Source organism: Vibrio tritonius, from assembly GCF_001547935.1.
GTDB classification, from domain to species: domain Bacteria; phylum Pseudomonadota; class Gammaproteobacteria; order Enterobacterales; family Vibrionaceae; genus Vibrio; species Vibrio tritonius.
Genome location: NZ_AP014636.1, coordinates 408,486 through 431,071, shown reverse-complemented (window position 1 = coordinate 431,071; position 22,586 = coordinate 408,486). Strand labels below are relative to the sequence as shown.

Here is a 22,586-nt window from a genome sequence, read left to right as displayed (position 1 = left end):
TTACTGTTTTATACTTGGTAGTGGCAGCGCTTCTGACAAAAGTTGGTCGCCTTCTTCTGTCGTTGAAATAGGATTGGCAGCAAGATGAGAAGTGACGGTTTGCCCATCGTTTACCTTAGTATTTCCTTCAATGATCAATTGCTCTCCGACAGTCAAACCCGAGGTCACAATCCATTGGTTATCGCGTGCATCACTAATTTTCACCACACGTTGATGTACCTTATGTTCACCATCCAGCACTTTGACTGTCGCTTCACCTTTCGTGTTGTAAGTGACCGACTCTTGGGGGACCAGTATTGCGTTTTTATTCACTGCCACTGGCAAAATGGCTTTAACATACATGCCCGGCAGCAGCATTTGTTCATGGTTTGGAATCAGCGCACGCAACTTGATATTACCAGTGGTGGTATCGACCGATGTGCCAACAAATTTTAGCGTGCCCATGTGTGGGTAAAGAGAGCCGTCTTCCAATTCGATATACACTGGAATATTGCCCTTTTGCGCGGTTAATACGCCACTTTTTAGCATGCGCTGCAGTTGTAACATCTGGGCACTACTTTGTGTTAGGTCCACATATATTGGGTCGTATTGTTGAATGGTGGTTAACGCATCACTTTGGCTAGCGGTAACCAAAGCGCCAGGCGTGTAATCTGAAAGACCTATGCGACCTGAAATGGGCGCTTTAATCTGGGTATAGCCTAAATTGATTTTGGCGGTTTCAAGGGCTGCTTTAGCAATCAGCACCGACGCCTCGTCTTGGCGCAAAGTGGCCACGGCTTCATCTAATTCTTGCTGACTGATAGCATCAATTTTAATTAGCTTTTCATACCGTTCAACTTTCGGCTTAGCAGACAACACCGATGCCTGAGCTTCAGCAAGCGATCCCTTGGCATTATCGAAAGCGGCTATGTATGCCGCATCATCGATTTGATACAGAATCTGCCCTTCTTGCACCATCTCGCCTTCTGTAAAGAGACGTTTTTTGATAATACCACTTACCTGAGGACGAACATCTGAAGTCATATGAGCGACAGTGCGCCCAACTAACGTTTGTTGCAGAGTGAAAGGTTGCGTTGTCACTTGCCAAACGCCAACATCAAAAGGTGCTTTAGGCGTTGTGGGCTTTTCTTCAGAACAACCGGTCATTAACACAGTGGTCAAACACGCGACGAGGCTCGTAGTTACCACTCTTTTCTTGCGATTGATAAAAAACACCGATCGACTCCAATACGAAAAAATGAAATTCACAGTCCAAATTAAACGACAAATGTGCAGATATTATGGAGTTATTAGCAGTAACATAGATTTTTAATAAGGTCTGCTATACAGTGCGCTCAATTATCATGGATCTATCGGACCGCTGTTTGAACATCAAACTTGGCATTACCTGCAAGCTATTTATTGTGATTCTTACCTCCTGCACCACGGTATTGTTGGTCAGCAGTATTGCCTCGCGTCTCGCTTTCAAAACTAATTTCCTCGGTTACCTAAATCAACAAGGGGTGAATCGTATGGAAATGGCAATGCCTGAATTGGTGTCTGCTTATCAAGAGAATCAATTCACTTGGAAATTTCTAGAGCATAACAAACGCACTTGGTACGATTTGCTGCGTGTTTCTCGCCACAATTACATGTCAGAACACGGTGCTCCATTGGTCGCCGACCAAATTGGCGCTGTACCTCGTATGGCACTGTTAGACACGCAATACCAAGTGATTGTTGGCAATTCATCGGCGGACGCCCATTCAATATTGCTGCCTATTCGGGTCAATAGCCAAGTGGTGGGGTGGTTTGCCTTGGTTCCATTTCAAAAGGCGGTGACCTACGGCGCGATCCATTTTTACCAACAGCAATTAAAAAATTGGTGGATGATCGGGTTAGCGTCTATCGTGTTCGCGGCCTTAATTGCTTGGCTTATTTCCGGCACGGTATTGCGTCGCGTTCATCGTGTTAAAAACGCAACACAACAATTAGCCCAAGGCGACTACTCGGTTCGATTAGTGGAAAATGACCGTGACGAAGTGGACCAGCTCGCCAGTCATTTTAATTTACTTGCCAAAGAACTAGACGACACCGAACAAAAGCGGCGTCAGTTTATGACCGACATTTCACACGAGCTACGGACGCCTTTGGCAGTAATGCGCGCTGAAATCGAAGCGATGGAAGATGGCATTCGTCCGATGAATACCCATTCTCTCAACTCGTTATCGCAACAGATGGCACAGTTAAATAAGTTAGTCGATGACCTACATGAACTCTCCGTTACCGATAATGGCATTAACCCCTCGCGCAGCCACTGTGTTGACTTAACCACACTATTGCAGTCCACGGTCGAAGGTATTGCTACTCAGGCCATAAAGGCAGAGCTCAAACTTGATTTCGTCCCTTACCCACACCCACTATTGATGCAAGGTGACGAAGTCAGACTGATTCAACTTTTTGCGAATTTATTAAGTAACTCAGTAAAATACACCAATGCTGGCGGCAAGCTGGTCATTCGCTGCAACTACGTAGAACAACATGCCCACATCACGATTGAAGACAGCGCTCCTGCCGTGGATACACATCATATACCGCATCTTTTCGAACGTTTTTATCGTTGCGACGCCTCTCGCAGTCGTAAAAGTGGTGGCAGCGGTTTAGGACTTGCCATTTGTCGCAATATTGTGTCTGCCCACCATGGCAAAATCAGTGCAGCGACCTCCTCTTTAGGTGGGTTAAAAATCACCATAACACTACCGGTAAGCACATGTTAAATCAGCCACAACCTGCTCATATTCTTATTGTTGAAGATGAAATGTCCTTAGCGTCTATCATGCACGACTACCTTGTCGCATCGGGTTATCAATGCACTCATGTAGCCGATGGTGCCAAAGTTATGGACACGTTTCGTTTAGTCCAGCCCGACCTAATATTGCTCGACCTCATGTTACCTAATGTTGATGGCCTGACACTTTGCCGCGCACTACGCAAAGAAACCGATGCCCCCATCATGATAGTCACCGCAAAGGTGGATGAAATAGACCGGATTTTGGGACTTGAAGTGGGGGCAGATGATTATGTGTGTAAACCCTTTAGCCCCAGAGAAGTGGTCGCGCGAGTAAAAGCATCACTGCGCCGGCAAATGCGGCTCACAACACCACTATTGACCGGCTTAAAAATCGACCATGAGTCTTTTCAGGTCACCATGCATGGCGTACCCATCAAATTAACTCAAGTGGAATTTCGTTTACTCGAAACACTTTCTCTTGCACCAGGAAGAGTCTTTTCACGGAATCAATTAATGGATGCGGTGTACTCAGACCATCGGATTGTCACTGACCGCACCATCGATAGCCATATCAAGAATTTAAGAAAAAAACTTGGTGAACAAGGTGAAGATTGGATTCAATCCATTTATGGAGTGGGTTATCGCTTTGAAGACAACAGTTAATTACACTATGCGGCTTCTGCTGGCAGCAACATGGTGTATTCAAACTCCGTTTCACCAACCGAACGAAAACCGAGGCGTTCATACAAAGCACGCGCTGGATTGGTTTTTAGCACACCTAATGTCACCGCAACATGCTCCTGCTTTGCCCGCACAATAAGCTCGCTTAATAGTCGGCTTCCAATATGTTGGTTTTGATAATCGGGATGCACTTGGATCTGCACCACAAACCATTGCTGGGTGTCCGCCAAAAACTTAGCCTTAAATAAACCAGCTTTTTCCCCATCGACTTCAATGATGTTCGCCTCATCAAAATGCAGCATAATGCGTTCCAAATAGGCTTTTTTACTGGTTGGAGAGCCGGTTTCTTCTAAGTAACGGCGCATGGTGATATCTCGCAAATCCAACAGGTATGGAATATCCGTTGCAGAGGCTTTTCTTAAGGTAAAATCCATCTCGTTTCCCTTATCTAATGAATACTATAAATATAACTTACCTTTCACTATTGTTTTTGCCTTCCCCCGAAGTTCCACTCGGTGGTTAGGGAGCAATGTGCAACCTACGTTACCACCACGTTGCGATGCTTGATAGCCATTAAGCTGATGTTTCTTGAGTTTTTCTCCCCAATAAGCAGCGAGAGCGCAATGGGCTGATCCTGTTACCGGGTCTTCATTGACACCGACCCAAGGAGCAAAATAACGGGAAATGAAATCGAGTTTATTGCACCCAGCTTTCGAGGTCACCACTATGCCTCGTCCAGGTAGTTGCTTTAATCGCTCGAAACTTGGGGTGAGTGAGATAAGTAACTGCTCACTATCTATTTCAATAAGCTCTTTACTATCAAACTGTAGATAGCTCACAACACTGTCTTCATCGATCCCCAATAAGTCCAATTTTTCCCGAGCCACCTCCGCTCCCTGCAATTCAGCCACTGGGAAATTGAGGGCAATATAATTCTCTTCAATCGTGGCGCTAAGTGGTCCTGACATCGTCTCAAAACATAAGGTATCCCCAAATGATGCTTCACCGCTCTCTTGCAAAATATGGGCAAGCGCTAAGGTTCCGTGGCCACACAGCGCCACTTCCACTTCTGGGGTAAACCAGCGCAACTTATGCGTATTACGGACATAAAAAGCCGTTTCTGACAGAGCCATTTCTCGAGCAATTGACAACATCTGACCTTCGCGTAGCTCCTCATCAGAAATGCACACTCCAGCAGGGTTCCCTTTAAACGCTTCGGTAGTAAATGCATCTACCTGATAGATATCTAATTCCATAACTAGTCCTTATTCCTAAGGTAGAGTGTTGTTCGCTTAGCCTTGCCATCGCAGCACTTACTTTGACCCGCATAAACTAGCTATAAGCTTTCATTAAGCTTGCACCTTACTCGGTGATGAAGCTTTAAATTCTGCATCTTGAGGTCATTTGGGGTTATCCGGTAATCAGTGTGCGTAAACATGACAAGAAATTCGAGTCTAGGCGACGTATTTTTACGCTATTTGACAGAATATTGTCATTGTTCGAGATGAATGGTCTATTGAGCATAGAGGTCATCGACCATAGGGGGGACACTCACCCTCCAAGAACATCATCCTTAGGGGGACACTCACTAACATAGGGGGACAGTCACCATTCCAATACACAGTCAAAGCAGAGATTGAACAGTCGTTGTTCTGTTTTGGCATGGTGTAAACGTGCTGTGGTACCAACCCAAACTCGAGGCTTTTTCTATAGTTCAGTACAAAGTGCTAAACAGTCAGATTGGGTTAGCGAGAGTCTTGCGAGTATATTCGGTTGTGAATCAGCTATATAGCCGGACTTATCTGGCCTTATTTGTCGACCACTACAGTCCACCTCCCGATAACTGACATCAGTCACGCTGTTGGATTCAATGAACATCGCCGAATGATCGCAGCATTTAGAACGTATTGCGGCGTCACTCCATCGGAATACCGAAAAAAATTCATGTCCAATCAAGATTGGCGATCAGCCTCCTCCAACTTAGGCGCATTCCCATACCGCCCCACCAAGTTAAAAGTATAGTGGTCAACTAATTCCGGACATATATTTAAGCCGATTTTCGGCATTTACTGGCGACAGCCCATCATTTGCCTGATGAGGCCGTTGCCGATTGTAGTATTCCATCAAGTAATAACTGATATCTTTCTTTGCTTGAACTAATGTCGAATAGCCTGTTGCGGGTATCCATTCAGTTTTCAAACTTCTAAATAGCCTTTCCATTGGTGCATTATCCCAGCAATTTCCTCGACGGCCCATGCTTTGAGTTATGCGATATCGCCAAAGCTTTTGACGAAATTTGCGACTACCGTACTGACTTCCTTGATCAGAATGAAACGTCACGTTTTTAGGGCGACCTCGTTGTTCCCAAGCCATATCTAAAGCTTTGGTTGCAAGTTCTGCATCAGGTTTGTCTGATAGTGCCCATCCAACTACTCTCCGACTAAACAAATCTAGGACAACAGCTAAGTAACTCCATTTCGAACCAGTCCAAATATAAGTGATATCACCGCACCATACTCGATTTGGAGTCGCTACGGAGAATTCACGTTTCAACAAATTCGGGATATCAGGTCGTTCAGATGCAGTGGGTTTATATCGATGGGAACCTGGCTGGTTACTCATTAAACCAGACTCTTGCATGATCTTGCGCACCTTGAAACGGCCAATGTTTATATGTTCTGCGCGAAGCATCGAAACAATCGTTCGACTGCCAGCAGAACCTCTACTGAGATTGAAAAATTCTCTTACTCGACTTGTCAGCTCAATACGTTTGACGTCAGGCTTTCTCTGTTTGAACTCGTAATAACTAGAAAGAGCAACATCGAATAGCTTGCAAAGACACTTGACTGATTCATGCTCTCTTAACTGGTCAACTAACGAGAATGTTCGAGTTCGTCCGACATTAAGAGAGCTGTAGCCTTTTTTAGAATGGACTTTTCTCGTTCCAATCGATTGATTCTGGCTTCTAATTCCTGAATTTTTTGCTGCTCAGGAGTGAGAGCTTTGGTTGTTGGCGTTATCCCACCGCGTTCAATTTTGAGTTGGTCAACCCAGCGCCGTAAAGCAGTTTCACCCACGCCAATGGAGCGTGCAGCTGCAGGTACTGAATAGCCATCGTCAAGAACCAAACTTGCTGCTTCCATTTTGAACTCAGCAGAAAATGTACGTCGTTGTTTTGTCATTGAACACCTCATTTATGGTGGAGATTTTACCACCTAATTAGGTGTCCGGGATCATTAAACCACTATAAAGATGTGTTATTTGGCTAATGATTTAAAAAGGACATTGATGAAAGCATGCTTTAATTAACGAGACTGGTTTAAAAAGCAAAGAACCTCACTAAATAGTGAGGTTCTTTTCATGATAAATTAAAATAAAAGGATACGCATCCTAATCTGCTACTTTTGTATCTTTGATTATAGTGTGTGTCCTCCCTCTTTAATTTCAACCAAAGCCCATTTAATTTGAATGGCTCTGACCTTAAATACAAATCCACTTTACAGGTATTGACGTGACTTCTAGCTCACCCCAATCTCCTGACAGAACATACTTATCATTCGATAATTCAAAAACATCAATATTACCATAGTCTTCTTCACCAGAAGCATCAGTAAATGGAGCCTCGTTTCTATTTATCCATCTAACGCACTTCAAGCCTTGAAAAACAATCTTTCCTTTCTTATAACAATATTGCTCATCACTTTCAGGCGGCGTATACAAAGGGTGATTTTCCGTCAAGACCGCTTCAACAATAAAAGAAATTTCATTGGGAGATTCACAAATACCCAATACAAAACTATCTTCCAAATAAATATCAGCAAACCCTTCCCAATCATAGTAACTACTCATCACACATTCTCCTATAAATCAAAGTCAATTGGTGTGTGATTTTCAGGGCTCTTACGTGTTACTGGATTACCAGCAGGATTTACTCTTTGACCACTAGAAGTTTTAAGCTCAACATGAGGACCAGCATTACCCGGTGCACGTTGACTTCCGCCTTTAATCGTTACCCGAGCCACTCCATTTTCATCAACCATTTTCAAAGGACCGTTTGCTGTTTGGGTGGATTTAAAACCTACCGACTCCGCTTTTGCTTTTATGGCGCTGGCCGTGGTTGAACCATCAGTTTTTATCATGCTTCCAACTTGCTGCCCACGCCCTCCCTTTGGAACCTTAGCACTTTTTCCTACACCCAAAGCCCCTAATCCGGCACTTTCAAGCATACTATAGCCATCGACACAGTCCCAAGGGCTCCAGAAACCATGTGCGGCATAATAAAACCCAGCTTGGATTAAATAATTACTTCCAGCACCAACAGCTGCAGCAACTCCTCTGGCAACCCAAATAGCATACCGCCCATCCGGATCCACATAACCTAACGGATCACCGTGCACATAGCCATAAAGGTTGATGCCACCTTGCTCTTGCAGTGGGTCACGATTCAGCCAACGACCTAAATGAGGCACATAAAAGCGATAACCAAAGTACACCAAACCACTGGCAAAATCACTGCGCTTGGTCGACATTCCGAACGGCTGAACGGATAAATCATCACCAGATATCGCACCGTATGGCGAATACGCATGGCTTTCAACCCGAGTGCCGGTTTGATCAAATACCCCATAAACATGCCCCAGATGATTGGTCATGTAGGTATATTTATTATCACCGCTTTTTCGTGCTTTTTTAAGGTGTGTGTCCCAGTTAGATTACTAAATAGTTACAGTCAAATTATTGATATTATTGTTATTCATTATAATTACCAATTACTACTACAGCCCAGGACTCACAACATCTACAGTGATTTGAACACAAAAGACCAGCGTACAATCGTTCAATTTCCGCCCAGAAAAAACTTCAATTTTAGTCATTTTTTAAAATTCCTTTAAAAAAGCGATTATAAAAATCCTAATACAGCAAACGCAATTTTTTAGTCGAAAAAACAGGCAGGTTATTAACCTTTCTAATAAATATCGGTTTTATTAATGATTTGAGAGCAAAGAAAAAGCCCCGAAGGGCTTTGGAATATCTATGTAAGCTTGAGCAAATAATTGCTGTTTAGCAAACAGTGGACTCTTTTAGTATCTAAAGCGTTCCACTCGATAATTTCACCGTTATCTTCATCAATAAATACGGTTATCGTTTCTTTAAAACTAAAGTTACTAGTATCAATGAGCTCAAGAGTCTTATCCCCCGTATAAATGCTTTGTATGACTTCTTGAACAGATGGCGAGCCATCTGCACTTTCAGCGATAATATTCTTTAATAAAGAATCCACTAACGATTCCATCCTAAGCGACATTAACGACTTAGTTCCACTAGATATCAGCCACAATAAAAACAAGTCATTCTGAGTCGCTTGTTGAAGTTCTTCGAGCTCACTAGGCTCGTATCTTAAAGCTGACCAAAATTCCTTCAACTCTTTTAAAGAGCAAATCAGAATGAAAGAGTTTGAACTGCTAAGATATCCTTCAATTTCGATATCAGAAATTACTGGTACGAATACAACGACGTCGTTAGCAATTCTCAGGTTATGCAAATAGCCAATATCGCCGTTAAAATTAAGTCGAACTTGCAACTCTCCATTAACACTCGTAACCAAATCGTCTGCAACACCATTAAACACATTCAATCCGAAAGATTGTAAATCCAGTGTCTGATCGTAATCATCGCCGGAAAAGCTATAATTTAAATTATCATTCATGTTTTTTAATTCGCTACATTTTCAATACTTGGAAGCTCCCACCTGTCTGAGTAGCGCGCCCAATCACTCTTTGGAATAAATGCTCTGTGTCGCATTATTTTTCCACCTTTGTCTGTAGTAATATGGAAAACACCTTCTTTTCCATTAATTGTTCCCTGTTTTAGATATTCAGAGCGACCATTTGCCCTGACTATAGGCTTCTGAGAAAGAATAATTTTTTCAAAAGATGCAGGGAAATTGTGGAAGGTATCCTCGCCCATTCTTTTTAAAGTTCTAGCGTCATAAAGAGGTAATTTACCTGCACTCTTTGTAACTCCCAAAGCCCCCAATCCAGCACTTTCAAGCATACTATAGCCATCGACACAGTCCCAAGGGATCCAGGAACCATGTGCGGCATAATAAAACCCAGCTTGGATTAAATAATCACTTCCAGCACTGACAGCTGCAGCAACTCCTCTGGCAACCCAAATAGCATACCGTCCATCCGGGTCCACATACCCTAACGGATCACCATTCACATAACCATAAAGGTTGATGCCACCTTGCTCTTGCAATGGATCACGGTTTAGCCAACGGCCTAAATGAGGCACATAAAAGCGAAACCCAAAGTACACCAAACCACTTTCAAAATCACCACGTTTAGTCGACATACCAAACGGCTGAACGGATAAATCATCACCGGATATCGCACCGTACGGCGAATGGTCCATAGAGGGACAGTCACCATCCCAAAACATGAACAAAGACAAACTTAAAGCGTGTGTCCTGCAAAAAAGCAAAGTCAAAGCAGAGATTGAACAGTCGTTGTTCTGTTTTTTAATAACTAATCAGGATCGAAATAATCACTAACTGCCTGATTTTGTATAGGTGGCAGCTCGTTAGTGTTGTCTAATCGAAATGGAAGTATTGGTGGGTTAAATTTAAATAATACCGATTGAAGATTTAGGCGATATGCAGTGCAACCATCCGCTTCTTATTTAGTGCTGTTTTGGCATGGTGTAAACGTGCTGCGGTACCAACCCAAACTCGAGGCTTTTTCTCTAGTTCAGTACAAAGTGCTAAACAGTCAGATTGGGTTAACGAGAGTCTTGCGAGTATATGGGGTTGTGACTCAGCGATATAGCCGGGTTTATCTGGCCTTATTTGTCGACCAACCCAATCTACTAGCTCAAGGTAGTCGCTGAGCTTAAAAGGAATGCCTAGAGTCTTATCTTGATGCTCGTAGCCCATGAAATTGGCAAGCGATGGTGTGGTAGTTTTTCCTTTCTCTAAACTCGTGAGTCTCGCTTTTATTGAGGTAAAGTCGGATTGCTCAGGCGTGTCGGCCATTTTTGCTCGAATTGGGTTTAAATCGACATACGCCATCGCTGCCAGCAAGGCTTTTTCATCAAGTAGCGCTTGTGATTTAAATCGCCCTTCCCAAAAACGACCAGTGCATTGGTCCTCTTTGTTGGCTTGAACGGCAATGCCATAATTAAGTTCTCTCATAAACCAGCTGAGGGAATAAAGTCGCTCTCGCCACTCTTTAATGAATTGATTGCACGCTTCTTTTTCTGCGTCCGATTTAATCTCTCCTGCTAACCAACGTTGAATAATTGGTGGCAGTTGATGTTCCGCGTGCCAGCGTTCAACTACTTCTAAGTCCGATAAAGCAAGAGCGCTCTCTTTATCAATACGAACAACCAAATGGTAATGATTGCTCATCACCGCATAAGAGCAGATTTGAATCAGATAAACATTGGCAAGGCTAAGAATGCGCTGCTCAATCCAATCGCGGCGATGCTCATAAGATTTTCCAGTGAGACTATCAAAACCACATAAATAGGTCCGACGCACACAGCGAGACACGCAGTGATAATAAGGCGTGATGTCGGGGCAAATCAGCTGTGAGCGTGCGGTCGTCATAAATTGCGATTCCGAGAAAATAGAGAGCCTTAGCGTGGCGATTAACTGAAGAGAGTAAAAGAATGAGCCAGTAATTACTCGAGATACTTCAAAGAATGGCTGGGGATGTTTTGTATGGCTAAAACCAAAATGTGAACTGAATAAAGGTGTGTGTCCTCTAAAAAAGCACCTGATGTACAGGTGCTTTGGGCTGCCAGCTGATGTTGTTATGGTTGTGCGAGTAAATTAACCGAGCGGTCCACCTGCGATGGTGACTTTTAAGCCTTCCATAATGTGTTCTCCGCTTTCCTGCTTTAATTCGTTATACCACTGCTCTGTGGTTGTCATATGCTTGCCATGTGTTACATCACAACGCTTACGCGCCTTGAGCACTAAATCTTTTACGCGTTCAGCCCGTAAGCGTTGGTACTCTTGTAGTGCGTAATCAATATCATCGTAATGCTGCAGTACGGTAGAAAGTACGACGGCATCTTCAAATGCAGCGCAACCACCCTGACCAATGTCTGGAGTGGTGCTGTGGCCAGCATCCCCCAATAAAGCGACCCGCCCTTTCACTAAGGTGGGGAACGGCTCAATATCATGCACCTCTATTCGATTGATCTTGCTGTCGTCCAGTGCAGCAATCAGCTTTTGCACTGGTTCACACCATCCCGCGAAATAGCGAGCTAAATCCGCCTTGGCGGTGCTTCGGTCTTCTGCCAAACCTTTGGCTAAAGGTACATCAAAGAAGTAGTAAAATTGACCGCCAGCAATGGGCATCAAAGAAACTCGTTTGCCCTCACCAACAAATGTGGTCCATTGATTGTCAGGGGCAATATCGGTATCAATATCTACAAGGCCATTCCAGTTCACATAACCCGCATAACGACGCTCTGGTTGATAACCGAGTACGTAAGGACGAATGACAGAGTGCGTACCGTCTGCTGCAATCAAAAAGTCAGCTTGTTCGGTCGAACCATCAGTAAAAAAGGCAGTGATACCTACTTTATCCTGCTCTACCCTTTCAATCACTTTTCCAAAATGGACCGATTCTCGGCCCCACCAATCGATCATACTCGCTTGAAGATCAGCGCGAGAAACAGGACAAGGGCGCTCACCAACGGCGTCCACTAATGGCTGCAAACTGAATTGAGTCATAACTTGTCCAGTCGCCCCCTCCATGTAGGCCATGTAATGCATTGGCCCACCCAGCTTATCCATGATCTCCCCCATTCCTAGGTAGTTCATGCATTTCACGCCGTTTGACCACACCGAAATGGCGGCACCGACCGGTTTGTTCTCTTTAACGGCTTCGAAAACCTCACAATCTATGCCTTGTTTCTTAAGAGCGGCAGCAGCAGACATGCCGCCCATACCTGCGCCAATGACGATTCCTTTCATCTCTCTCTTCCTTAAGTGACCGGACTGCGCAATAACTCACTTTACGAGTGTTGAGTTAGGCACACTCCAATATTGAACATTGTATACAATCTAGGCATATCCCATGCCAATTTTTCGTGGCAAATTTAGCAAACGTTTAGCTCAGTTAAGTCTCTAATTATCAATTAGATAAAAAGAAACAAAATCACATCGATTGAGTTGAAAGAAAAACAATTGATTCCTAGTTCGACCTAAAATTGTGCACGATATAGAGAAATGATTAATAAAGGTGCAACCGTTTCATACCGAATTTTATTTGCATCGATCGTTACGAAACGGCCCTAGTAAGCGACCAACATCAAAGTTGGTCGCTATTCAGTAGCAAAGCTATTGAGCAACTAAGCACGAGCTAACGCACGTGAAATACGAGGTTTAACAACAAATACCATCATCATGCCAATCACATAACCTAACGGTAACGCACGAACTAAAGTCATCGCCCACACAGAAAGAAATTCCTGAGCATTGGCGACATGCACTGTCGTTAATGTTGTTACAACGCTAATCACACTTTCAATGCCTACAGCGATAAAAACACACTGCACTAGCTTTTGATACAGCGGTTTCGCATTTGGCAATAGGCTAGTTTCGACCCACTTAGACACGTTAACAATCAATACACCTGCAAGTGGCAGCACAATGATCACAGAGAAAGCAAATGCACACAACCATTGGCTTATAAAATCATGACTAAATCCATGATTCAGATACGTCATAAAAAGTGTGATCGTAGCGACAATGCATAGAGGGGCTGGCAGAGTAATTGCCATTTTTTTGATCTTCATTAGGATATCTTGCTTAATTAGTTGATATAGTCAACTATAATATAAAATAGTTGACTATATCAACCATATGAATCGTAATAGTTTAGAACAACAAATTGCCAACTTAACGCAAAGCCTAAGAGAAAAAATATCTAAGGAGTTGATAAAAAAAGAGATAACACTGACTTTTTATCAGAGCCTAGTGCTGTTTCGTATTGCAGAAAAAACGCCCTGTACTGCACACGATGTGGTGGTTAGTACTAAAAAAGATAAAGCACAAATCACTCGCTTGGTTAATGATCTGATTGCAATAGGCTACTTGGACCGCGCTCCTAACCCTAAAGACAAACGTCAACTGCTTCTTACTTTGACGGCGACAGGACAAGAATGCTTCGAGGAAATTAGAGCGGTTCGCGAGAAAATCTCAGAAAAAATGACTCGCGGAATCCCGCAAAATCAGCAGCAAGAAATGCTGCGTTGGATTCAATTGATGGAAAATAATCTAGCAGGCTGATTTAACAAAGAGATGAAGGCGAAAAAAAGCAGCGCAAAATGCGCTGCTTTGGGGAAACATACGGTATGCTGTCGGGAAACAGTAACACTAATATCGCAAAGGAAGAACTCAGGCTTCCTTGGCTAATTAGCCTTATTTACCGTATATGTCGAAATCGAAGTACTGTTTTGCAATCTTGTCGTAAGTGCCATCAGCGTGCATCTCTGCTAACGCTTTGTTAATGCTGTTTTTCAACTCAACATCTGCTTTACGGATACCAATACCAGCTCCCACGCCAAAATATTTCACATCGTTTACTTCAGGGCCACTGAAGTGGAAACCTTTACCAACAGGACGCTTTAAGAAGCCATCATTTGCTGCTACTGCATCTTGGAATGCGGCGTCTAGACGACCATTAACCATATCTGCATAGATGATATCTTGACTTTGGTAAGTCACGACATCAACCCCTTTGCGTACCCATTGTTCCTTAGCATAAGTCTCTGCCGTAGTACCTTGATAAACCCCGACTCGCTTACCTTTAAGCGATTCTGGTGTTGGCTGAAAAGTCACAGAGTTAGCCGTAACAAGGCGAGCTGGTGTTCCATACAGTTTGTCAGAAAAACTGATCTGCTTCTCACGTGCAGGGGTAATTGACATGGAAGATAAAATTGCATCAATTTTTTTCGCTTTTAAAGCTGGGATAAGACCATCAAAATCGCTTTCAACCCAAGTACAGTCTGCTTTAATACGTTGGCAGATCTCTTTACCCAAATCGATATCGAATCCAGCCAGTGAACCATCTGGCTTTTTGAATTCGAACGGTGCATAGCCTGGTTCAACCCCTAGACGCACTTTGTTTGCTGCAAAGCTTGACGTTGATAGTGCGATTCCTGTGAGTAATACGGTAACGATAGTCTTTTTCATACTGGCTCTTATTTTTGTTGTTTATTGTTATGCTGTGTCTACAAATGTTGTTTGGTTGCACCCTGAGTGCGTGGTGCTATTTTTACAACATCCAAAATGAATAATCAAGCCATTTTAATGATTTAATATTCATTAAAATACAAGCGGGATGGTTTTAAATTCAAAAAACACTCCATAAAAAAGACCAGCCTATGGCTGGTCTTCCGTTGGTATCCGGCAAATAAACAATCTCACCGTTATAGCGCAAACCTTGCAACAAGCTGGCTTTGTTCTGCTGCCAAGGTGTTTAACGATTCGCTGTTGTGCGCGAGGGTTTCCGAATCTTCTGTAATACTGGAGGCCATGTCAGAAATGGTCACGATATTCACCGCAACTTCTTTAGCCACAACACTTTGTTGCTCACAAGCAGTTGCAATTGAACGGCTCATTTCATTAATGGTACTAAGACGGGCGATCATGGCACGTAATGAAGTATGGGTTTTCTCTGTCTGACTAACAGACTTATCTGCATTTGATAAATTGCTTTCCATAATGCCGACTGCTTGCTGAGCCATTTTCTGTAGACCATCGATTTTCTGACTGATTTCATCGGCAGAACGGCGTGAATTGGTAGCAAGTGAGCGAACTTCATCAGCAACAACAGCAAACCCGCGACCATTCTCACCAGCGCGTGCCGCTTCAATTGCAGCATTCAATGCCAATAAATTGGTCTGCTCCGAGATGTTTTGGATCACCTCAATAAAGTGACCAATCTCTTGCGTCTCACTCGATAACTGATGGATAAGCCCTGAAGCGTCATCTAACGAGGTTTTAAGTGAGCTAATAAAAGCCAAATTATTTTGCATATTGGCAATATTACTGTTTGCTAACTCGGTCACTTTCTCAACTTCGTTACTCGCATCGCTCGCATGGTGAGCAACTTCATCGACAGCACTTTCCATCTCAGTAATCGCGGTTGCAATAGAGTCCGTCTGTTTACGTTGCAATGCTAAATCACGGTGCGTCTTATCGCTCATGGAATAACTATCGCCAGCAACTTGTGTTAGCGTATTGGCAGATTGCTTTACACTGCCAATTAAATGGTGCAATTGCTTACCTAACTTATTGATATCTTTTACCACAATCCCCATTTCTGAACGAAATTCTTCTTTAATGGTCCAAGCAAGGTTGCCATTTGCCAGTTCACTTAACGCCTTGGTAATCACGTTTAGTGGTCGCTTAATCGCATACACCACCGTACCCGCAACCACGACAGCCACGATAATCGATACAAGAGAAAGAACGACGTTAGTGATCATAGAGTAAGAGGCTTGCTGCTCTGCTTCCGCGCGAGCATCACTCGACATTTGGCGGACTTGGCTCGTGATTTCACCAGCATCCTTAATAATCTTATCAACTTGCTGACTTAGTCTGGCGAGTTTAGCACTGCTTTGACGTTGTAGAGCTAGGGCCTGCAAGTGCTGGCTCATTAAGCCCTCGGGTAGCACAACGGTGCGTGTTAGTAAATCAACATAGCGTTGCAATGTCTTTTTACTGTCAGGCATCTCCTTAATTACCGCGGTCAGCTTCTCACTAAATATCGCTAAATGTTCTTTAACTTGTTTAGTCAATGACTGAATTGCTTGGTCGTTTTCAACCAAGAGTGCCTTTTGCAGTAGGTTTTCAACGCTCTTTCCTTTAGCTTCGGCAATATCCAAATCAATCACCACCAGCTCCAAATTATTCCATTCCGCTTCTGAATTGAGCGCGGTTAAGTCTTGCTCGAGGTTTTTCCAGCCTGATTCAAATTGAGCTAATTCGACGGTGGAGGCATTCTTAGCCGCAATCCGTTGTTCTTGAATGTCTAAGTGTTGCTCTGCGCCTTTTATCAAGGTTCCAGCCTCTTGATCAACTTTAGCTAGCTGCTGACTAAGCTCAGGATAGCCTTGCAAACGCTTTGCAAGCTTATCTCGGTTAGAGCGGTACTGATTGACTGCGGCACGAAATTCTTCTGCGAGCTTTTGGCGCTGTGCTTGGTCGTTTTCATTCGCATGGAACAACGTAATGCGATTAATGTTTTCTAAATCAAGCAGCAAGGTGTTTGACCCATCAAGCAATTCCGTTAAGGTTGAAGAAGTCAACTTTAACTGGTCCGCCATTTTCACTTGGGAAACATAAGCTGAAACGCTAATACCCAAAACCAAAAGGATCACTACAGCAAAACCTGCAATCACCCGGTGTATAAGAGATAAATACATCATTAACCTCGGAACTAGGGAGCATAATGCTGATACGAGCATGAAACGGCTCGCTACAACAATGTATGTCACCTGTATACCATTCGGTTATGAAGGTTATGTGTACGTGATGGCTACTTTTTAGCCAAACAGTATAAAAAGGAGGGTATAACTAACGCAGACTGCCAGAGAACTATGACTCTGTGGTTACAGAAAAATGATTAAAAAAGAAAGTGATAGGTTAATACAAAAAAAGCACTGGGTAAGCCAGCAAAAAAAAGCATCCATTCTGGCTTTTTGTGTATGGCGCTGTTTTGCTTGCTTTTTTCTATTGCTGTCTTTTTTGCCACCATAACTTGATCGCGACGCAGCCAATTGATTTTGCCTTTCTTACCTTGATCACTAACGCGAGTCATCGCCATAAGAGCAGCACAACACCAAAGCGCAACCATTACAAAGAACGCATAATCAACCCAATGCACCAAATGAAAAACATCAAGCCATTTTTCTTCGGCAAACAACAACACAAGCCCGATGATGTTGTAAGTCACCACCCATTGCAGTATTTTTGCGAACTTCACTCTAAACCACCTCTTTAATGCAAATCTTTGTCAATGTCAGCGCGCACTATACCCAAAAGCGAATTATCTGACTATGCTTAGTGGCTAGAACCTTTGCTCCCCAATGATTCGTAAAAAATGATAAATCCCCACCATATGCTATCATTTGCACATATAGCATTTTAATAAGGGATAAAACACGCCAAACTAAACGGCTAAATAAATCTTGCATGGTTGGCAAACACCATTTATAACTAAAAGGCATTAAAATGTTTTTTTAATGCAAAGATTAAATATCTGTCTCTGTCGTTTTTAGTGAGTGTTTCTGTCAAAAAATAAAACTTAAAACGTGAATACATTAGGGATGTGATTAGTCAACTCTCTGCTTCCTTCGCAAGTTAGCAAAGTGTCCTAAGCACTTTACTTATATCGTGAATACCGAAATCAAAGGAGTATAGGTATTTTATGACTTTTTCTGTTGTTCAAGTAGTTCCTTCACAGGCAAGCTCTGTCGCACCATTGTTTAATGACTATCGTATTTTTCACCAACAAAAAAGTGATCTTTCTCAAGCAGAGCAATATCTTACGGCTCGCTTGATGAAACAGGAGTCCATTATGTTTCTTGCGACCAGTCCGGCAAAAGAACCATTAGGATTTGTACAACTTTACCCAACTTATTCCTCCGTTACTGCAGGGCGAATCCTTTTGTTAAGTGACCTTTATGTAAGCCCTAATGCAAGACGCCAAGGTGTCGCTACGGCGCTGCTTCAGCGAGTTAAAGACCATGCTGCTGACATTCACGCACAACGTGTTGTCTTACTCTCCAATAAGTGCGAAGAAGAAGGGGTTCATCAACTCTGCTCGAAGTTAGACTATCAACCCAATAGCGAACTGCTTTGCTATAGTTCAGACATTATGTAACAAATCCGTATATACCCAAGTAACCTCAAGATGCGGTTTCAGCGAGAATGTATTCGCTCATAGGCAAGGCACTGATTTGAATACATAGTTATTCTACGTAGAAAATCAGTAACGCAGCATAGGAGCGAATACAACTCGCCCCTTGGGAGCTCATCAACAAGCCCATTTCCGCGCCCAATGACGTTGAAAGGGAATAACCATTCCTTCCGTCATTGAGCTTGACCTGTGCTCGTTGATGAAGCTCTGAAGTCTGCATCTTGAGGTCATTTGGGTATAAAAAAGGGCCAAGAAATCTTGGCCCAAAAGACGTGAATCTTAAATAAAACAATACTCAAGCTAAAGTTAATTAAAAGGCAACATCCATACCTAACCAGTAGCGACGACCATCTTCGGTGTAGCCATAGGTGTCGTAGTCCACGGTTTTGTCAAATAGGTTGTACACAGCACCCTTCACTTTCACGTTATCAGCCAATTGATAAGTGATACCTGCATCAAAGAAGGTATAAGAAGGCACGGGAGTAGCGCCGCTGTCTGCTCGTTCTACTCCGTGGTAGGTGTATTTCAACCAGCTATTCAGCTTTTCTGTCGCACGCCAAGTCAAGTCAGAAGAGACCAAGTGTTTAGGCAAGTTTTCTAAAGGATTACCCTTGTTATCCCCGGTTTTCTGACGTGAGTAGGTGTAGGTATAGCTGGTTTTAAAGTCGATTGTGTCGGTTACTGGGGTATCAATAGACGCTTCAACACCACGAGTCACCGCTTTATCAACGTTGACGTTACGTTTATTGGTATTCCCCCATGAGTTGGTCAAGGTGTCACAGGTCGATGCCATACAACTTGTGGTGGTGATCATATCTTTAAAATCGTTATTAAACAGCCCTAATTCTGCATGCAGCCCCTGCTCACTACGATAAGCTAGGTTAATCTCTTCGGTTACCGATTTCTCAGGCTTCAAGTCCGCATTACCATAACGGTTACCACCGCGACTTGCCTGCACCCAGCCTGGGCTAGATTGACGAAGATCTGGTGCACGGAATCCGGTAGAAACGCCACCTTTTAATGTCCATGCATCATCAATGTTCCACACCGAGTAAACACGTGGGCTAAAGTGTGAACCGTAACGTTGGTCATGTTGGTAACGAACACCACCAGTTAAAGCCAGTGGGTCAAGCACGCGCCACTCATCTTCAACAAATAGAGCAAAGTCAGTATTGGACAAATGCGTTATCGTTCCACCAGTATTGGTGCTGGTATCGTCCATGCTTTCGTGTTGAGCTTGCAGCCCCATAGAGAGGGTGTTGGTCATAAATGGCATGACGACGGTGGTTTTGTACTCGGTGTTATTTAATGTGATGTCTCGAGAATAGCTATAAGAGCGCTCATATTGTACGTATGAGTTTTCCTTCGTATTTCCTCCCCAGGTTCCTTGGTGAGAAATCGCTGCGGTCTTACGGCTGTATTTTGCTTCGGTGTAATCGGATGACAATGCATAATAGCTGGTAGATTCATAAGATTTATCCGCATTGGCACGACTATCTTGCTCGTTGATACCGGCATCCAAACTGAATTGATGATTATCACTCAGTTGATAAGTCAGCTTAGTATTAATACTGCGCATGTCATTTTCAGCGTAGCCGTTAATAATATTGTCTTCATCACGATGCTGATTTTGACCATAAACTTGCAGAGAAAGAGAGTCTGTCAAAGGCCCCGTGACGAAGAAATTGCCATTTTGCTCATCCCCAGAATCGCGGTCTTCTTGCAAAACAGAACTCAATGAGACTTTCCCCGTCCAACGTTGTTGGTCTTTGCGGGTAATCACGTTGATCACCCCACCAATCGCGTCAGAACCATAGAGTGTCGACATTGGGCCTTTAATGACTTCGATACGTTCAATCGCTTCCAGCGGTGGTAGCCAGCCATCTTCAACCCCTGGGCCATCACTGTTAGGACGAGTTTGACGAGTTGACACTCGTTTACCATCGACCAGTATCAGCGTGTAAGCAGAACCCATACCGCGAATAGAAATATCTTTGGCGTCGCCACCACCGGTCACTACAACGCCCGGAACACTAGACAGTGCATCGGCGATGTCACGATAGTATCGCGATTCCAACTCCTCTCGAGTAATCACTGTCACACTGGCCGACGCGTTTTGCACTTTTTGGTCATAACCCGCAGCTGTCACGACCATGGTTTCCGTGTTGTCATCACTATTCGTTGAATCTTGTGCGTAAGCACTTGGTATCGCGCCTAGAACAGCTAACGCCACTGCTGAAATAACGGGCTTAGAAGAAGCAAACATAAAATTCCTTTCCCTTAAATGATAATAGTTATTAGTTGCATTAAAATTATCTAGATTTACAATGTTTTGCATAGAGTCCATTTCATGGAATCTGCGTTCCATTGTTGGAACGTATCCAATTTTGCAAGGGGAAATGAGTGCAAGATCTAGCATCCATAAAGGCTTTTTATGCACTTTGTGAAAAGAAAAGTCTGACGGCGGCAGCCAAACACTTAAAGCAGCCAAAGTCGACGGTGAGCCGTCGTTTAGTCGCATTAGAGAATGAAGTCGGTCAATCCTTGATGATTCGCAAAGGCAATCGTCTTGCGATTACCCAAGCCGGAGAAGTCTTCCATCAGTACTGTAAAAAAATGTTGGCTTTAACCGAGCAAAGCATTGATGCGATGCAGAAAGTCACCAATGAAATTAGTGGCGAATTAACCATCATAGTGCACACCAATTTAGTTCGCGGTTGGTTTAATAAACTGATTAATCAATACTTGGATGACAACCCGAATCTCAATATAAATATCATTAGTCAATACCAAGCTGCCTACCAACAGGCAGAGCCCGATTTGATCATTTGGCTCGGAGAGTTACCAGACATTAACTGGCGCCAAGATATTATTGGCTACTGGTGCTATTCTGTGTTTGCTTCGAAAGCCTATATGGAAAAACACTCTTCTTTACATCATCCGAATGATATTCAAGAACATCGCTGGTTACATTACGCTGCAGCAGAACTCGACAACATTGAACTTTCGAACTCCGATGGGGAAACTTTTCAGGTCAAACACTTACCAAGCCGTTTTCATAGCGACAATATTTCATTACAGCTTGATGGTATTACAACCGGACGTGGTATTGGCCTACTACCTGTGGGGGTCTATCATAAATTTAATGAAATGCACCATGGTAAGCTAGTGCCTTGTTTACCTGATTGGCATAGCGATCCACGCCCGATCATCTGCTATACACCTCGCGACAAGCAGCAAATCAAAGTACAAACGTTAGTCAACCGTATGCGAGAGACAAGACCGAAACACTGGCATCAGCGTCTTTCCTAACCCAGCTAATCACTCCACGGTGAGTTATTATTTGTTCCAATGAATAGGCAGCAGGATTTGCACCAGAAAATCCTGCTTTTCCTGTTCCATGTTTGGACCGCTCACTTGCTGAATATACACATACTCTCCAATGTGATAATTCCATTGGTTCGCTAATTCAATAAGATAAGCAACATGGGGGTTGTTCTCCATACTGCCCGCACAGTACATAGACAAATACGCTCCCGCTTCAATCTGATAAGGATGCATCAATTGCAATTTGGGCTGACAGGCGTACATCGCCACCACCGGATAGTCCGTTTGCTGAACTTGCGCTGTTGGCACTCGTAAACCGTGAATGTTGAGATGTGACCAAGAGTAATCGCCGACTTTGTGGTGAATGGTACTAAATAGGTCAACAATATTTCCTTCTGATTGCTCAACTAGCCCAACCTTAACCACCTCACGTAATTCACAAAATGGCTGATTGAGATTGTTACGCACCTGCGCTAGCTCCTCTAGCCGCACAATGCTTTCACCCAAGCGGTCATAAACCCGGTTGAGTTGGGTAATCTCTTTACGCAGTGCCGCGCGATTCACTTTAAGCTTAGCGACCGTATTTTCCGAGAGATGTTCTTGCAACATCACCGCAATTTCAGCATTGGTAAAACGCGCTTTTTGCAACAAGATAATCACCTGCGCCTGAGCAACTTGCGCTAAAGAGTACTGCCGATAGCCATTCTCACTACGTATCGGGACGAGAAGATCAATCTTGTCGAAAAAACGCAACGTATGCGATGAAATCCCAGTGATTTTCTCAAACTCTTTAATGGTGAAATGATTGGCCACGCTCAACTAACCTTATGGTAAAAACCGCTTTACCTTAGAGTATCTCT

At 43.4% G+C, this 22,586-nt stretch carries 23 protein-coding genes; 6 read left to right on the top strand and 17 right to left on the bottom strand.

From position 1 onward, the window contains the following. Entirely contained in the window at window positions 1–1,215 is a 1,215-nt protein-coding gene (locus tag JCM16456_RS17115; RefSeq protein WP_068716772.1) for an efflux RND transporter periplasmic adaptor subunit, read from the bottom strand. Window positions 1,216–1,343: 128 nt separating this feature from the next. Between JCM16456_RS17115 and JCM16456_RS17110 the strand changes: the two genes are divergently transcribed. Continuing rightward, a complete protein-coding gene (locus JCM16456_RS17110) occupies window positions 1,344–2,756 on the top strand; it encodes an ATP-binding protein (protein WP_408068392.1) in 1,413 nt (470 codons plus the stop codon). Next, window positions 2,750–3,433, top strand: coding sequence for a response regulator (locus JCM16456_RS17105; protein ID WP_068716769.1), 684 nt, complete (start codon window positions 2,750–2,752; stop codon window positions 3,431–3,433). The genes JCM16456_RS17110 and JCM16456_RS17105 overlap by 7 nt, the downstream gene beginning before the upstream one ends. Before the next feature lie 5 nt (window positions 3,434–3,438). On the opposite strand, the gene JCM16456_RS17100 is transcribed toward JCM16456_RS17105, so the two are convergent. Both JCM16456_RS17100 and JCM16456_RS17095 read right to left on the bottom strand, forming a co-directional pair. After that, window positions 3,439–3,885, bottom strand: coding sequence for a GNAT family N-acetyltransferase (locus JCM16456_RS17100; RefSeq protein ID WP_068716766.1), 447 nt, complete (start codon window positions 3,883–3,885; stop codon window positions 3,439–3,441). 24 nt (window positions 3,886–3,909) lie between these two features. Beyond that, entirely contained in the window at window positions 3,910–4,707 is a 798-nt protein-coding gene (locus tag JCM16456_RS17095) for a PhzF family phenazine biosynthesis protein (RefSeq protein ID WP_068716764.1), read from the bottom strand. A 556-nt stretch (window positions 4,708–5,263) separates the two neighbouring features. On the opposite strand from JCM16456_RS17095, the gene JCM16456_RS24505 reads away from it, so the two are divergent. Then, on the top strand, window positions 5,264–5,473 hold the full coding sequence (locus JCM16456_RS24505) for a helix-turn-helix domain-containing protein (RefSeq protein WP_197655236.1): 210 nt from the start codon (window positions 5,264–5,266) through the stop codon (window positions 5,471–5,473). Between the two features lie 3 nt (window positions 5,474–5,476). Here the strand turns inward: JCM16456_RS24505 and JCM16456_RS23390 are convergent. From JCM16456_RS23390 to JCM16456_RS17050, 8 genes are all read right to left on the bottom strand, one after another. Beyond that, window positions 5,477–6,633, bottom strand: a protein-coding gene (locus tag JCM16456_RS23390) for an IS3 family transposase (protein ID WP_156430586.1) whose coding sequence is annotated in 2 segments (ribosomal slippage) — window positions 5,477–6,378 and window positions 6,378–6,633 — 1,158 coding nt in all. Because the reading frame shifts where the segments join, the coding sequence is not laid out codon by codon here. Window positions 6,634–6,931: 298 nt separating this feature from the next. After that, window positions 6,932–7,300, bottom strand: a complete 369-nt coding sequence (locus JCM16456_RS17080; protein WP_068716758.1) for a hypothetical protein — start codon at window positions 7,298–7,300, stop codon at window positions 6,932–6,934. An 11-nt stretch (window positions 7,301–7,311) separates the two neighbouring features. Continuing rightward, window positions 7,312–8,103: an RHS repeat-associated core domain-containing protein gene (locus tag JCM16456_RS24240; protein WP_068716756.1), complete on the bottom strand. Its 792-nt coding sequence runs from the start codon at window positions 8,101–8,103 to the stop codon at window positions 7,312–7,314. A gap of 380 nt (window positions 8,104–8,483) precedes the next feature. Continuing rightward, entirely contained in the window at window positions 8,484–9,158 is a 675-nt protein-coding gene (locus JCM16456_RS17070; protein WP_068716754.1) for a hypothetical protein, read from the bottom strand. Window positions 9,159–9,163: 5 nt separating this feature from the next. Further along, window positions 9,164–9,868: an RHS repeat-associated core domain-containing protein gene (locus tag JCM16456_RS24235; RefSeq protein WP_068716752.1), complete on the bottom strand. Its 705-nt coding sequence runs from the start codon at window positions 9,866–9,868 to the stop codon at window positions 9,164–9,166. Window positions 9,869–10,100: 232 nt separating this feature from the next. After that, window positions 10,101–11,063, bottom strand: coding sequence for a transposase (locus JCM16456_RS17060; RefSeq protein ID WP_068716750.1), 963 nt, complete (start codon window positions 11,061–11,063; stop codon window positions 10,101–10,103). A gap of 225 nt (window positions 11,064–11,288) precedes the next feature. Further along, window positions 11,289–12,443: an FAD-dependent urate hydroxylase HpxO gene (gene hpxO / locus JCM16456_RS17055; protein ID WP_068716748.1), complete on the bottom strand. Its 1,155-nt coding sequence runs from the start codon at window positions 12,441–12,443 to the stop codon at window positions 11,289–11,291. Window positions 12,444–12,820: 377 nt separating this feature from the next. Then, window positions 12,821–13,267, bottom strand: a complete 447-nt coding sequence (locus JCM16456_RS17050) for a DUF2798 domain-containing protein (RefSeq protein ID WP_068716746.1) — start codon at window positions 13,265–13,267, stop codon at window positions 12,821–12,823. A gap of 67 nt (window positions 13,268–13,334) precedes the next feature. Between JCM16456_RS17050 and JCM16456_RS17045 the strand changes: the two genes are divergently transcribed. Beyond that, a complete protein-coding gene (locus JCM16456_RS17045) occupies window positions 13,335–13,760 on the top strand; it encodes a MarR family winged helix-turn-helix transcriptional regulator (protein ID WP_068716744.1) in 426 nt (141 codons plus the stop codon). 132 nt (window positions 13,761–13,892) lie between these two features. Here the strand turns inward: JCM16456_RS17045 and JCM16456_RS17040 are convergent, their stop codons facing one another. The 3 genes from JCM16456_RS17040 to JCM16456_RS17030 all read right to left on the bottom strand — a co-directional run bounded on the left by JCM16456_RS17040 (window position 13,893) and on the right by JCM16456_RS17030 (window position 17,463). Beyond that, complete coding sequence (locus JCM16456_RS17040; RefSeq protein WP_068716741.1) at window positions 13,893–14,666, bottom strand: ABC transporter substrate-binding protein; 774 nt, start codon at window positions 14,664–14,666, stop codon at window positions 13,893–13,895. A gap of 236 nt (window positions 14,667–14,902) precedes the next feature. Further along, on the bottom strand, window positions 14,903–16,906 hold the full coding sequence (locus tag JCM16456_RS17035) for a methyl-accepting chemotaxis protein (protein WP_162266554.1): 2,004 nt from the start codon (window positions 16,904–16,906) through the stop codon (window positions 14,903–14,905). Window positions 16,907–17,103: 197 nt separating this feature from the next. Then, on the bottom strand, window positions 17,104–17,463 hold the full coding sequence (locus JCM16456_RS17030; RefSeq protein ID WP_068716737.1) for a hypothetical protein: 360 nt from the start codon (window positions 17,461–17,463) through the stop codon (window positions 17,104–17,106). Window positions 17,464–17,907: 444 nt separating this feature from the next. Between JCM16456_RS17030 and JCM16456_RS17025 the strand changes: the two genes are divergently transcribed. Then, window positions 17,908–18,363 carry a GNAT family N-acetyltransferase gene (locus JCM16456_RS17025; protein ID WP_068716735.1) on the top strand — a complete coding sequence of 152 codons (456 nt, stop codon included), beginning with the start codon at window positions 17,908–17,910 and terminating at the stop codon, window positions 18,361–18,363. An 88-nt stretch (window positions 18,364–18,451) separates the two neighbouring features. Here JCM16456_RS17025 and JCM16456_RS23815 read toward each other — a convergent pair whose 3' ends face one another. Then, entirely contained in the window at window positions 18,452–18,619 is a 168-nt protein-coding gene (locus tag JCM16456_RS23815; RefSeq protein WP_156430581.1) for a hypothetical protein, read from the bottom strand. Window positions 18,620–18,709: 90 nt separating this feature from the next. Continuing rightward, on the bottom strand, window positions 18,710–20,665 hold the full coding sequence (locus JCM16456_RS17020; protein WP_068716733.1) for a TonB-dependent receptor domain-containing protein: 1,956 nt from the start codon (window positions 20,663–20,665) through the stop codon (window positions 18,710–18,712). Between the two features lie 137 nt (window positions 20,666–20,802). On the opposite strand from JCM16456_RS17020, the gene JCM16456_RS17015 reads away from it, so the two are divergent. After that, window positions 20,803–21,711 (top strand): LysR family transcriptional regulator, encoded by a 909-nt coding sequence (locus JCM16456_RS17015; RefSeq protein ID WP_068716731.1) that lies wholly within the window; start codon window positions 20,803–20,805, stop codon window positions 21,709–21,711. Between the two features lie 27 nt (window positions 21,712–21,738). Here the strand turns inward: JCM16456_RS17015 and JCM16456_RS17010 are convergent, their stop codons facing one another. Next, complete coding sequence (locus tag JCM16456_RS17010; RefSeq protein ID WP_068716729.1) at window positions 21,739–22,539, bottom strand: MerR family transcriptional regulator; 801 nt, start codon at window positions 22,537–22,539, stop codon at window positions 21,739–21,741. Between the last annotated feature and the right edge of the window lie 47 nt (window positions 22,540–22,586).